The sequence below is a fragment of the Chryseobacterium panacisoli genome, from assembly GCF_008274625.1.
GTDB classification, from domain to species: domain Bacteria; phylum Bacteroidota; class Bacteroidia; order Flavobacteriales; family Weeksellaceae; genus Chryseobacterium; species Chryseobacterium panacisoli.
In genome coordinates this window covers 291234-304124 of record NZ_VTRU01000002.1, presented here as the reverse complement: position 1 = coordinate 304124, position 12891 = coordinate 291234, and the positions used below count along the sequence as shown (strand labels likewise).

At 35.6% G+C, this 12891-nt stretch carries 12 protein-coding genes; 6 read left to right on the top strand and 6 right to left on the bottom strand.

Annotation, left to right across the window (positions count from 1 at the left end):
- The first annotated feature begins 117 nt into the window (after positions 1–117).
- Positions 118–1308, top strand: a complete 1191-nt coding sequence (locus tag FW781_RS11870) for an endonuclease/exonuclease/phosphatase family protein (protein ID WP_149387629.1) — start codon at positions 118–120, stop codon at positions 1306–1308.
- A 51-nt stretch (positions 1309–1359) separates the two neighbouring features.
- Positions 1360–1779, top strand: a complete 420-nt coding sequence (locus tag FW781_RS11865) for a DUF6146 family protein (protein WP_149387628.1) — start codon at positions 1360–1362, stop codon at positions 1777–1779.
- 67 nt (positions 1780–1846) lie between these two features.
- On the opposite strand, the gene FW781_RS11860 is transcribed toward FW781_RS11865, so the two are convergent.
- Together FW781_RS11860 and rho are read right to left on the bottom strand one after the other, a co-directional pair.
- Positions 1847–2443 (bottom strand): superoxide dismutase, encoded by a 597-nt coding sequence (locus FW781_RS11860; RefSeq protein WP_149387627.1) that lies wholly within the window; start codon positions 2441–2443, stop codon positions 1847–1849.
- Between the two features lie 198 nt (positions 2444–2641).
- Positions 2642–4471 (bottom strand): transcription termination factor Rho, encoded by a 1830-nt coding sequence (gene rho, locus FW781_RS11855; RefSeq protein WP_149387626.1) that lies wholly within the window; start codon positions 4469–4471, stop codon positions 2642–2644.
- Positions 4472–4614: 143 nt separating this feature from the next.
- On the opposite strand from rho, the gene FW781_RS11850 reads away from it, so the two are divergent.
- The 4 genes from FW781_RS11850 (at position 4615) to FW781_RS11835 (ending at position 8531) form a co-directional block, all read left to right on the top strand.
- Complete coding sequence (locus FW781_RS11850; protein WP_149387625.1) at positions 4615–5004, top strand: DUF4293 family protein; 390 nt, start codon at positions 4615–4617, stop codon at positions 5002–5004.
- Between the two features lie 167 nt (positions 5005–5171).
- Positions 5172–6092 (top strand): M28 family peptidase, encoded by a 921-nt coding sequence (locus FW781_RS11845; protein ID WP_149387624.1) that lies wholly within the window; start codon positions 5172–5174, stop codon positions 6090–6092.
- 234 nt (positions 6093–6326) lie between these two features.
- Positions 6327–8165, top strand: a complete 1839-nt coding sequence (locus tag FW781_RS11840; RefSeq protein ID WP_149387623.1) for an ABC transporter ATP-binding protein — start codon at positions 6327–6329, stop codon at positions 8163–8165.
- Between the two features lie 18 nt (positions 8166–8183).
- Positions 8184–8531: a DUF1801 domain-containing protein gene (locus FW781_RS11835; protein ID WP_149387622.1), complete on the top strand. Its 348-nt coding sequence runs from the start codon at positions 8184–8186 to the stop codon at positions 8529–8531.
- 49 nt (positions 8532–8580) lie between these two features.
- Here the strand turns inward: FW781_RS11835 and FW781_RS11830 are convergent, their stop codons facing one another.
- The 4 genes from FW781_RS11830 to FW781_RS11815 form a co-directional block, all read right to left on the bottom strand.
- Positions 8581–10392: an autotransporter outer membrane beta-barrel domain-containing protein gene (locus FW781_RS11830; RefSeq protein ID WP_149387621.1), complete on the bottom strand. Its 1812-nt coding sequence runs from the start codon at positions 10390–10392 to the stop codon at positions 8581–8583.
- A gap of 291 nt (positions 10393–10683) precedes the next feature.
- Positions 10684–11004, bottom strand: a complete 321-nt coding sequence (locus tag FW781_RS11825) for a helix-turn-helix domain-containing protein (protein WP_149387620.1) — start codon at positions 11002–11004, stop codon at positions 10684–10686.
- A gap of 1 nt (position 11005) precedes the next feature.
- The gene (locus FW781_RS11820) at positions 11006–11419 is read right to left on the bottom strand and encodes a transposase (RefSeq protein WP_149387619.1); all 414 of its coding nucleotides are present in this window, start codon (positions 11417–11419) and stop codon (positions 11006–11008) included.
- Between the two features lie 97 nt (positions 11420–11516).
- Positions 11517–12509 carry a helix-turn-helix transcriptional regulator gene (locus FW781_RS11815; protein ID WP_149387618.1) on the bottom strand — a complete coding sequence of 331 codons (993 nt, stop codon included), beginning with the start codon at positions 12507–12509 and terminating at the stop codon, positions 11517–11519.
- Positions 12510–12891 lie beyond the last annotated feature (382 nt).

Genomic DNA, 12891 nt, shown 5'->3' with positions numbered 1-12891 from the left:
ATCATTATATAAATGATACTGAGATAATTGCTTTTAAATTTACAAATATTTAAAATGCAGTGAATTAAAAAAAGTAAATTTGTAAATTAAAATAGTATTAATAATAACTCAAAGAAGATGAAGAGATTTTCGAGTCTGTTGGCCATCATTATTTCGATTATGGCATTTTCACAGCAACAAGGAAAACTGAGAAAAGTAGCTACAGTAGGTTTTTTGAATGTAGAAAACCTTTGGGACACTATCCGTTCAGCGGATTATATTGACGGAACCAAGGACATTAAGAATCCTGCTTTTCACAGAAGTATTCCTATGGATTCTATCAAACTTCTGGAAGCTGAAAAATATGACGGGCCATGGAGTGACGGTGCTTTAATTGGTAAAAAAGTAGTAAGAGAACAAGGGGGTTCTGAAGAGTTTACTCCCAAAAGCGCAAAAAACTACGGGACTAAAATTTATAAAGCAAAATTGGCCAACGAAGCCAAAGTAATTTCTGAAATGGGAGCACAATACACCAAAACAGCTCCTGCGGTCGTTGGCTTAATTGAGGTTGAAAACAGACAGGTTATCCAGGATCTGATCAACGAACCTGCTTTAAAGAAATATGATTACGGAATCATTCATTACAACTCTTACGACTACAGAGGAATTGACGTTGCATTGATCTATCAGAAAAGAAGATTCACTCCTACCAATTCATTAAAAAAAGAACTGAAAATATACGGTGACAACGGAAGAAGAGAGTACACAAGAGACATCCTTGTGGTAACAGGGTTCTTAGATAATGAAAAAGTAGCATTCTTTATGAACCACTGGCCTTCAAGAAGGGGTGGTGAAGCGGTTTCTCTACCTAAAAGAAATGCCGCCGCCGCTTTATTGAAACAACAGATGGACAGCATAAGAGCTGCAGACCCCACAACGAAGCTTTTTGCAATGGGTGACTTTAATGATGATCCTGTAAGCCCAAGTTTAAAAAACCACCTGAAAGCTCAGGCAGCACCTAAAGATTTAAGTGAAGAAACACCATACCTTAATCTGATGTATCCTTTATATAAGAAAGGAGTGGCATCTCTTGCCTATCAGGATGCTCCGAACCTGTTTGACCAGATTATCGTTTCTAAAAATGTTATTTCAGATCAGGTAACTAAAGAATATTCGGTGTACAAAACAGAAATTTTCGCACCGGCTTATTTAGTTAATAAAGAAGGAAACTATAAAGGTTACCCTTTCAGATCCTGGAATGGAGACCAGTTTACAGGAGGATACAGTGACCACTTCCCGGCATTTGTAGTTCTTCAGAAAGAACCATAAAAAAGTTAGGCACTCTTATTGGAGTGCTTTTTTTATATAAATACCTTCATCATGAAAAATATTATTTTATTGATATTGACAGTATTGATACCTTACAGCTGTTTCTCTCAGGAAACACCAAAGAAGGATAAAGAACAACATGAAATGAAGCCTTCTAAAAACGAAGACGGAGAATGGGATCTTACAGTTATTGATACGCAATTCGATTATTTTATGAGTACTGTTGCCAAACCCATCAGCCAGTATACAGAATCTTATCTGAAGACAAAAAATACATTTTTGGTCAACGAATGGAACAGTTATTATCATTCCGGGAGATACAGCAATATCATAGAATCCGGGATAGATTATGACCCGCAGGAAAAGTACGGGATCAAATTTGAATATAAGTTATATCAGGTTTTTGTGTATGTAAACTGGAAGTATAAGCTAAGATTGAATGGATTATCCGGAAGCGATGCCATAAGATAAATTGTAAATAATACTAAAAAAGGTTCAGAATTGCTCTGAACCTTTTCATTTTTATAATAGCTGAAAATTATTTATTGAATAATTCTTCTACTTTATCCCAGTTTACTACATCGAAGAATGCAGAAACATAGTCAGGTCTTCTGTTTTGGTAGTTTAAATAATAAGCGTGCTCCCAAACATCCAATCCTAAAACCGGAGTTCCTTTAACGTCTGCTACAGGCATTAATGGGTTGTCCTGGTTCGGTGTAGAAGAAACAGATACAGAACCGTCAGCATTTTTTACTAACCAAGCCCATCCTGAACCGAATCTTGTTTTAGCAGCATCAGAAAAATCAGTTTTGAATTTTTCAAGACCTCCGTAGTTTTCGATAGCAGCTTTTACATTTCCTACCGGCTCCTTGCTTCCACCCGGCGTTAAAATTTCCCAGAATAAAGAGTGGTTGAAGTGTCCTCCTCCATTATTTCTTACTGCTGGCTTGTCAGTTCCTGTCTGGCAGATTTCTTCAATTGTTTTTCCTGCTAGTTCAGTTCCTTCAATTGCTTTATTTAAATTGTCAATATATGCCTGGTGATGTTTTGTATGGTGGATTTCCATAGTTTTTGCATCAATAGTCGGCTCTAATGCATCATATGCATATCCTAGTTTTGGTAATTCAAATGACATAATCTTTATTTTTAATGTTATAACCCAAAAATAGCCAATATTTAAGGTATTATCAAGGATTGTAGATTACTTTAATAAATCTTTAACATTGATACATTGATTTAGAATGAATTAAGTTTTAACTTTTTTTATTTACGGCCAACAAAAAGCACGAACCAAATGATCCGTGCTTTTCATTTAACAATATTAAATTAAAATTTATTTATTCATAGACATCAGGAATTCTTCATTATTGAGAGTTCCTTTGATGTTCTTATTTACAAATTCCATAGCTTCTACAGGATTCATTTCAGAAAGATATTTTCTGAAGATCCACATTCTCTGAGAAGTTACTTCATCCAGAAGCAGATCATCTCTACGGGTGCTGGAGGAAATTAAGTCGATAGCAGGATAAATTCTTCTGTTAGCAATTTTTCTGTCCAGCTGAAGCTCCATGTTACCAGTACCTTTAAATTCTTCAAAGATTACTTCATCCATTTTAGATCCTGTATCAATCAATGCGGTTGCAATAATCGTCAGAGATCCTCCTCCTTCAATTTTTCTTGCTGCCCCAAAGAATCTTTTCGGCTTGTGAAGAGCATTGGCATCTACCCCTCCGGAAAGAACCTTACCTGATGCGGGAGTAACTGTGTTGTATGCTCTTGCGAGTCTTGTGATTGAATCCAGTAAGATTACTACATCGTGTCCGCATTCTACCATTCTCTGTGCTTTCGCCAGAACCAGGTTCGCTACTTTCACGTGTTTTTCAGCGGCTTCATCAAATGTAGAAGCAATTACTTCTGCATTTACACTTCTTTCCATATCAGTAACCTCTTCCGGACGTTCATCAATCAAAAGAACCATCATGTATACTTCCGGGTGATTAGCAGCAATAGAATTGGCGATATCTTTAAGCAACATGGTCTTACCTGTTTTAGGCTGTGCCACAATCATTGCTCTCTGTCCTTTTCCGATAGGTGCGAATAGATCCACAATTCTTGTAGATACCGTAGATTCGCTTCCTGCAAGATTGAATTTCTCTTCAGGGAAAAGCGGCGTAAGGTATTCAAAAGCTACACGATCTTTAATGAACGCAAGATCACGACCATTAACTTCTGTAGGCTTTAATAGTGAAAAATATTTCTCTCCTTCTTTTGGAAGTCTTACAATACCTTTTACCGTATCTCCGGTTTTTAAACCATAATTCCTGATCTGTGCTGTAGATACATACACATCATCTGGAGAAGAAATGTAGCTGAAATCTGACGAACGTAAAAATCCGTAGTTATCCGGTAAAATTTCCAAAACACCTTCAATGCTTACCAATCCATCGAAATTGAATTCTTTTTTATGGTCGTGCTGCTCCTCTGCCTTTTCAGAATGTCTGTTTTGATTCTGATTTTGGTTTTGATGCTGCTGGTGTTGTTGGTTTTGATTTTTATGTTGGTTTCCACTGTTTTGTGGATGGTTGTGTCCTTTTTGAGGTCTGTTAGCCTGTTGTTGAGGGGGATTGTTTGGCTTTTCTTCAGCCTGAGCAGGCTCTTGAGGTTCTGTGTTTTTTGAAGTTTCTGTTCTTTCCTGAGATACTTCTGCGTTACCTGTGTTGGTAGAAACTCTTTTTCTTTTCTTTTTAGCTTGAGCTGCAGCTGATACATCTTCTGTGGTGACCGCTACTGATACTTCTGCTTTAGGTTCTTCCTGTTTTATTTCTTCGGGAGCCGATACCTTTTCTTCTACTTTTTCCTCTGTTTTAGGTTCTTCCGGAGCTTTTGTATTTGCTTTTGGTTTTGCTGCCGGTTTTTTCGGAGCAGCTTTTCTTACCGGGGCTTTAGCAGTTTTTTCTGCTGGGGCCTCTTCAGTATTTATACTGGCGGGTTCTGTGGCGTTGAAATAATCTTTTGCAACTTTAGGGTTAGAAGCCTGAAAGTCAAGAATAGCAAAGATCTTGTCATTTTCATTGCTGGTTCTTGCAACTTTAACGCCCAAATCTTTTAAGATTTTAGTCAGTTCCGTTACGGATTTTGACCTTAACGTTTCTATGTTAAACATATTTATGTAAAAATGTAATTAATTGTGAGTAAGAAAAGTAAGTCCGGTGACTTTGGTTTTCAAGTACATTGTATAATGCAAATCTACACTTATTTTTGAATTGTGCAAAATTTATGTTATTTTTGCCAAGAATTTAATATTCAATGCTACAGAGAATACAAACTATATGGACGTTATTAGCAGTCTTAGCTGCTGTTTTCCTTTTTATAACAGGACAGGATGTTGTCATTTCCGACAGTATTCCTTTACTTAATATGGGCAGTATCGTGCTTGTGATCATTGGAGCATTAAGTATTTTTAGTTTCAAAAACAGAAAAAGACAAATTTTGCTGAATACCATCAGCATCATTATAAACGTTTTGTTGATTGGTGTATTGGCGTACTGGTTACTAAACTTATCCGGAGGAATTCAGATTCCTGAGAAGGGTATTGAGCCGATTTTCCCATTGATTGCGGTAATATGTCTGCTTATTGCAAACATTTATATCCGTAAAGATGAGAGGCTCGTAAAATCTGTAGACAGACTTCGATAGCCTTACAACGATTTTTTGAGTGAGAACAGCTTCTTTTAAGGAGCTGTTTTTTATTTGCCATATTCCTATTTATACAGTCTGTACCCTCACATCAATTAATTTATGTAAATTCATTGCAACTTTTTGATCAAAAACACGACAGATCATCTAACGTTTAATAAAAGACAATGAAAAAGCTAACATTTCTTACTTTATCACTATTCTCCATACTTACATTTTCTCAGGAGGTTTCCAAAGAAAGGATAAAAACAGTCCTTTCCACTCTCGCTTCGGATGAAATGAAGGGACGTGAAATCGGAACTCAGGAAAATGAAAATGCAGCCAATTATATCGCCAAGCTTTTCAAAGAAAATAATCTGGAATACTGTACCGGAAAATCTTATCTGGTGCCGTTTGATTATAATGGGAAAACAGTATATAATGTCTGCGGAATCAAAAAAGGAAAAACAGATCAGTATCTTGGGTTTTCAGGGCACTTTGATCATATTGGAACCAGTGACAAAAGTGGTGATAACATTTATAACGGAGCAGATGATGATGCCAGCGGAATTACTACCCTGGTAGGTATTGCCGATTATTTAAAAAACAAAAAGCCTGAATTCTCAATGGTTTTCATGGCATTCAATGGAGAGGAGAAAGGAATGCTTGGTTCAAGAGCTATTTCAACGGATACAAATCTGGATCACATTTATAATAAGCTGACCGCGCTTTTCAATTTTGAAATGGTAGCTACAGAATCTCAGTGGGGAAAAAATGCATTATATATGACAGGAGACGGATTCTCTGATCTTGATGAACTTTTTAATAAAAATGCAGTAAACGGATTAAAACTCAATGCAGATCCATATGCGAAACAGCAGCTGTTCTACCGCTCAGACAATGTAAGCTTTGTAAAAAAGAAAATCATTGCCCATTCATTCTCTACCGTAGACATGACGAAAGCATCTCATTATCATCACGAAAATGATGACATCAACATCGTAGATTTTGATAATATGACACAGATCATCAATAACTTTGGGAAAACGCTGGATAAACTGAATCCTAAAAATTTCACTCCTAAATATAACGATCAGGTAAAATTTTAATTAAACCATCATATAAAGAACCGCTGTTTCAGCGGTTTTTTATTAAACAACCAGAGCCTTTTATCTTTTAATGCTTAAGCTTCTATGCCCAATTATTTATTAAAAAATAAAACACAATCCCCCTGAGTTGTAACAAAAAGACATTTTTTGAAACATATCCATTAAAGTAAAACAGGATTAAGAACGTCTTATCTTTTAATTTTACGTAATTTTGCTATCCAATTTTTTCATTGAATGAACCAATATATTAAAATACTGAAGTTCGCAAGACCTCACCAAAAATACATCTACGGAAGTTTGTTTTTCAACCTTATGTATTCTGTATTCCAGATTGCTTCCTTAGGGACTATTCTACCGGTTTTGGGAATGCTTTTCGGAACCATAGAAGCTAAAAAATACAGCCATCCTCCTGTTTATTCGGGAGAGATTTTAGATTTTTTCTCTTACGCAAAAGAGTACGCCAATTATTATGTTCAGAGTTTAGTAACTGAGCACGGAGCACTTAACGTTCTGGCCTGGCTTTGTGTAATAACGGCTTTTATGTTTTTACTGAGAAACCTTTTCAGATATTTAGGTTCATTTTTGTTGATCAATTATCGTGTAGGTGTTACTAAAGACCTTCGTGGAGCGATGTACAGAAAGATTCTTTCTTTACCTGTTTCTTTTTTTACAGAAAGCAGAAAGGGAGACCTGATGTCTCGTATGTCAAATGACGTAGGTGAAGTTGAAGGTAATATTCTGGGAAGTTTAGTTGAATTGATCAATGCACCTTTTATGCTGATAAGCACATTGGTGACTCTTTTCTTCTTAAGTACAGAGATGACTCTTTTCTCTCTTCTGGTATTACCTGTAATGGGAACAATGATTGCTTTAATAGGAAAAAGCCTGAAAAAAGACTCTCACCAAGCCCAAAATGAAATGGGAACGATCTTCTCGATCGTAGACGAAACATTGAAATCTACCAAGGTGATTAAGATTTTCAGTGCAGAAAAAATAATGGACAACCGTTTTATGCAGTCAATGCAGAAATGGATCAACAGTTCTATAAGCTTAGGAAGGAAAAAAGAATTAGCATCTCCGATGAGCGAATTTTTAGGTTCGGTTACGTTCTTAATTATCGCCTGGTATGGGGGAAAACAAATCATTGTAGAGCAAAGCATCTCCCCTGCAGATTTCTTGGTTTTCCTGGGAATCTTCTTCCAGATTTTACCTCCTGTAAAAAGTCTGTCTCAGTCAATTTCCAATGTACAAAAGGGAGAAGCCTCTCTTGAAAGAGTTTTGGCAATTCTGGATGCTGATGTGAAAATTGATGAAATAGCAAATCCTGTTTCCATCTCAACTTTAAATCATTCTATCGAGTTTAATAATATTGGCTTTTTCTACGATAAAGACCATACGATTCTTAAAAACTTCTCACTTTCTATTCCAAAAGGGAAAACAGTGGCTCTTGTTGGCCAAAGTGGAAGTGGTAAAACAACCATTGCCAATCTTTTAGCAAGATTCTATGATGTTTCTGAAGGAGAGATCATGATTGACGGCACCAATATTAAACATTTAAAATTAAATGAATACCGCAAACTTCTGGGCATGGTAACCCAGGAATCCGTATTATTCAACGATTCCGTTTATAATAATATCCTGATGGGTAAGCCTGATGCGACAAGAGAAGAAGTAATTGCTGCTGCAAAAATTGCCAATGCAGACGCATTTATCACAACACTTCCTGAAGGATATGATTCAAATATCGGAGATGATGGAGGGAAGCTTTCCGGAGGTCAGAAGCAGAGAGTTTCTATTGCCAGAGCAGTATTGAAAAACCCACCGATTATGATTCTGGATGAGGCAACCTCTGCCCTGGATACAGAATCTGAAAGATTTGTACAGGATGCCCTGGAGAAGATGATGGAAAACAGAACTTCTCTTGTAATTGCCCACCGTCTTTCAACCATTCAGAAAGCAGACTGGATCGTAGTGATGGAAAAAGGTGATATTGTAGAGCAAGGAACACATCATGATCTGATCGCTAAAAAAGGAATGTATAACAAGCTTGTTGAACTTCAAAATTTCGACTAATATTTTAATTCCGTTAAAATGAACCCTATACAAGAGTATTTCTACAGAATCGAAGAGCCTGAAAGAAGTACTCTTTTATTTTTACGTGATAGTATCTTAGCTTCAGATCCGGAAAATATTACAGAAACATTCAGTTTCGGGCTTCCGTTTATCAAATACAAAAAGAAAATGCTGTGTTATTTCTATTACAGCAAAAAATACAAGAAACATTACATCAGCTTTTACCACGGTGATAAGCTGGATTATCCGGAGCTGATTCTGGATGGCAGAAAGAAGTTTAAAATCCTCTTAATTGACACTGAAGAAGACCTGCCGGTAGAATTCATATTAAGCCTTACAGAAGAGATTAAAAAGTATATAAAATAAAAAACTCCGGCACGAATAATCGTGCCGGAGTCATCTTTAAAAAACTTTATCATTTTGTGTTTATTCCACTGAATTCTGCCTTTTTAATCGCCCAGGCAAGAGCATTTGCATAGAATATTGAGTTATATACATTCATTTCATAAGCAGCAGCCCCATTTCCATAATTGGGTTTAGCAATCGGCTTATAATTAGTATCTGCATAGAACGGACATATAGTATCTGAAGTATTTGGAGAAGTAACTGTCCCACACTGAGAGTTGAAACCACCATCTCCTACCCAGATGAAGTTTAAAGTATTATGTTTGAATGCAGTTACACGACCTACAGTTCCTGACGGTGAAGCCGTAGAGATGTTTGTATCTCCTGAATACACTGTAATTTCACTTGAAGGAAGTCCTGTTGCATAGGTTGTAGAAGAAGCATCTTCTCCCCATTGCAATCCTCTTATATCTCCAAAAGGGCCATTCAGAATTTCATCATTTGTCATGGGCAGTTTATAGACCGCTCCCGCGCTGTTTACACTTCCTGTGTTTACTGATCCGTCAAAAACATTTCTGAAAAGATTCTGCATTCCGCTGTTACTTTCAGAATAAGCAACAATTACACCTCCTTTTGCCAGATAATTTTTTAACACCTGTGCCTCAGCAGCATTCATTCCCCATGCATATCCTATGACAATAATATCTACAGGGTTGGCTCCGGTTGTCCAGGTTGTCAGCTGCGCAACACTCGGACTGTCTGTACCATCTATGATCTGATCCCATCCTTCGTATTTTACGATGCTGTTGGCCAATGTTCCAAAATTGGCAACTGCTTTAGTTACCATCCCTGATGGAGAAGTTCCTGACACATTATATCCGCAGCCGTTTGGTGCTGTTCCGATCGTTAAAAGTTTTTTCTTCGGAACAACCACAATTACATTTACTGTACATGTCGTTGAAACCCCACCCTGACTGTCCGAAGTAATTGTTATCGTTTTTACAGCCGTGGAGGAAGGTGACCCTGTACCCTGCAGCGTAATATTCTGATTTCCTGTAGCTGCAAATACTCCTGAACCACTGAAAGAAATTCCATCAACTGTATTGGTGGTAATGGTATAACTACCCAGTGCCGCAACATTCACAGGCAAAGTAATCGTATTGGAAGCCGTAAGAGCTGTTCCTACTTTGTACACCCCATTTACTGTTGCACTTCCACAGCTCATGGTATATGTCCCCGCAGGGCTTAGTACTGTAACAGAGATCGCAGGAGTACAGGTAACAGCTGTTCCGTTTGCTTCAAGTGACACATTATCGGTCTGGATATTCTGAGGAATTCCCTGTCCTGGAATCTGTATCGTTTGTGTTCCGGCATTTAGAAACACTCCGGTTCCGTAAAAATTGTATCCGTTGGTAGTTGTTCCGGAAATGGTATAATTACCCGGTTTTGTTACATTCACAGCAATGCTCAGGTAATTGGAACCAGTAAGTTCTTTTCCTTTTACATAGCTTCCCATTGCTTTGGAAGTGGAACAGTCTATGGTAAAAACAGATTTACCCATCTGCCCGCAGACACTTTTCCATTCATTATCTGCAAGGCTCCAGTAATTGAAACAATCTTCTGTGGTATTGTAAATCGTCAGACCATCATCATTGGACTGGTTGATCGTAATAGCATTTCTCTGTGCCTCAGTTAATCTGGGAATAAGGATTCCTTTATTGTTATTTCCTGAGATGACATCCAAAACGGAATTAGCATTAGGGGTAATGGTATTAATTCCTACCGCTCCATTATTGGCTTGAGAATAAAATTTTCCAAAAGCAAACAGCAGTGCTATCAGCAAGACTTTGATTGGGGGAATTGTAAATTTTGTGTCCATCATTTTAAGTTATAATTGTTTAATGAGTAAAATTTTTAACTAAGTCATTTAACCGTCACAAAATTATTACCCTCAGACAATTACAAATTATTTTTCCCTACGCAATACTACTCACGCGTAGTAAAACTCACAAAACCACAACAGATTACGATCACATGAAAGCACAAACAAAAAGTTGAGTTATTTAAATAAATTCAATAATAAGTTCAAAAAAATACAGTCAATCAAACATAAAAATCATTATTGCTTATTAATTAAAAAAATAATTCAATTAAACCAAATGAAACATCAATGTTATATTTTAAAAACTGTTTTCCATTTGGCAATTGTATTTCTGCTTATTTTAAAATGACAGCCGAGCTGAAAATTGCTCAATCCGTTTTTTTTCTGATATCTGAGAATTTCCAAAATAGATTCTTCATCATAAGAACGGAGTCTTTGATTATTGAACTCAATTGCATATTCCGGTTCACCAAAAATCAATTGATTAAATTTTAGAATTTCAATAGCTGAGTGTAATCTTTCAAGCTTATTTTGGATGGTTATATCTAATGATTTTTCCGGAAACTTTTCTTTAAGAATATCAGTATAGATCTGCTTGTAGTCAGGTATCATATTATAGTTTTTTCATCCATTTGTACAAAGTTGTTTTGGGAATCTTATATCTTTCAACAACATCATTGGCTGTCATTGATCCCATTTCTATTTTTTCAAGTATAAAATTTTTTACCTCCTGTGTATAAATACTCTTTCTGAAAAGTATAGTGCTTCCCTTTTCCCTGAATACATTATCAATTCTTGACTGCGGAGCATACAAAATAAGATGACTGGTATAAAATCTGAAAAAATCAAATTTTAAAAGCTTACACCATTTCATCAGAATGTCCGTATCAATACTTTTTGCCTGATACATCATTTCTACATCATCTTCCGGTTTGTCTAAAAATCTGGAGATTCTTTCTATTGAAATCTGATGCTCTTCCACTTTGGTTCGGATCAGGCTCCCAATATGAATGTTCTTAATATTCATCACAATGTTTTTAAGTAAAAATATTGACAAGAAAAACAAAAAACATCATCAATCGGCACGCAACATTACGCATAAGTAACAAAAATCGGAATTTTGTTTATATTTTAATCAAAAAGCTATTGACATTAATCTCAGAGGATATATTCAGTTTCTTCCGGATCCTGTATTTTTTACTTTCCACAGCCCGAATACTGTTGTTGGTACATTGCGCAATCTTCTTGGTATCAAAATCAAGCTTCATCAAAGCACAGAAATACAGTTCAGAATGAATAAGGTTAGGATTTATTTTTAAAATATCAGGGATAAAGTGAGGAAAAAACAACTGAAATTTTTCAAAAAACACGGGTGAATTACTTTCTGCCAAATTTAAAATCTCCAGGATATTTTCTTCCGAAAGATGATTGATCAGCATCTGGTGCTTCATCAGTTCTGCATTTGTTTTAACCAGATCTTTGATGGTAGAATCTTTCTCTTTTTTATCGGTAATTAAACCATTAATCAGCGCGTCTTTCTGGGTGATAAAAACAATATCCATCAGAAAAGAGGCAATAGAAAATAAGATATTAAGCAGCTTTATTGTTTTAAAGTCTTCTGCTTCTATAAATCTGCTTTTTGGAAGGAAATCAAAATCAAAGTAAAGGCATACAATGAAGTTGATGCAGATCATGAATGTAATGAAAAAGATAGAAAAAGCATCTTTCTTATAATTCAAAAAGAATGGAACGGCAAACAAAAGACAAAAATAAAAATATTCTACCCCTGCATTTTTGAAAGTATAAACATTAAAAAAACTCACTATAAAAGTCAGTAACACAAATGTAAAGATGATAGACGTTTTCAGCACGTTCCTGAATCGCTTCGTTTTCCCTTTTATTGCCATTAAAAACAACCAGAAAAAGGTAATAACGGTAAGAAATATTGAAATCAACATATCCCCGAAAAAAACAATAATAAAAATGGAGTAAAACAAAAATATGAAGAACAATAAAAGCAGATACCGGTTGATAAGATTTAGATAGTTGCTATCAAAATCGTCATTCATTTTCTCCGCTTCATCGTTGATCATCTTAAAGAAAAACTTATAAATCATCGTGTTTTTTTTTATGTTTTCACAAGCTCAAGTTGGCATTCGTACTACTGAAAGCATAAATTTTCCAATATTAACAGCCTTTAAGTAACATAAAAACTCACAAAACAAAATATATGTTTGTGTTTTTCAGTGATAAAAGAATATGATTTGTGTTTTCCTGTTCTAATTTACTAAAATTCAAATTAAATTATTAAACTAATAACAAAGAAAAATCAATAGTAAAAACCATAAAACATATTCCGTTATCCATTTTATGGCTTGAAAGCATGAATAACTTGTGTTTTTGTAGCTGCAAAATTATTCATCTTAATGAAAAAGATTTAATATCTGAATACGCAATATTACGCATGCGTAGTTAAACTCAAATGATCATTTTTCAAAT

Bases quoted from the DNA above. Each gene is read 5' to 3' on its own strand.
- FW781_RS11870 (WP_149387629.1), top strand. From the start codon at position 118: ATGAAGAGATTTTCGAGTCTGTTGGCCATCATTATTTCGATTATGGCA.
- FW781_RS11865 (WP_149387628.1), top strand. From the start codon at position 1,360: ATGAAAAATATTATTTTATTGATATTGACAGTATTGATACCTTACAGC.
- FW781_RS11860 (WP_149387627.1), bottom strand. From the start codon at position 2,443: ATGTCATTTGAATTACCAAAACTAGGATATGCATATGATGCATTAGAG.
- rho (WP_149387626.1), bottom strand. From the start codon at position 4,471: ATGTTTAACATAGAAACGTTAAGGTCAAAATCCGTAACGGAACTGACT.
- FW781_RS11850 (WP_149387625.1), top strand. From the start codon at position 4,615: ATGCTACAGAGAATACAAACTATATGGACGTTATTAGCAGTCTTAGCT.
- FW781_RS11845 (WP_149387624.1), top strand. From the start codon at position 5,172: ATGAAAAAGCTAACATTTCTTACTTTATCACTATTCTCCATACTTACA.
- FW781_RS11840 (WP_149387623.1), top strand. From the start codon at position 6,327: ATGAACCAATATATTAAAATACTGAAGTTCGCAAGACCTCACCAAAAA.
- FW781_RS11835 (WP_149387622.1), top strand. From the start codon at position 8,184: ATGAACCCTATACAAGAGTATTTCTACAGAATCGAAGAGCCTGAAAGA.
- FW781_RS11830 (WP_149387621.1), bottom strand. From the start codon at position 10,392: ATGATGGACACAAAATTTACAATTCCCCCAATCAAAGTCTTGCTGATA.
- FW781_RS11825 (WP_149387620.1), bottom strand. From the start codon at position 11,004: ATGATACCTGACTACAAGCAGATCTATACTGATATTCTTAAAGAAAAG.
- FW781_RS11820 (WP_149387619.1), bottom strand. From the start codon at position 11,419: ATGAATATTAAGAACATTCATATTGGGAGCCTGATCCGAACCAAAGTG.
- FW781_RS11815 (WP_149387618.1), bottom strand. From the start codon at position 12,509: ATGATTTATAAGTTTTTCTTTAAGATGATCAACGATGAAGCGGAGAAA.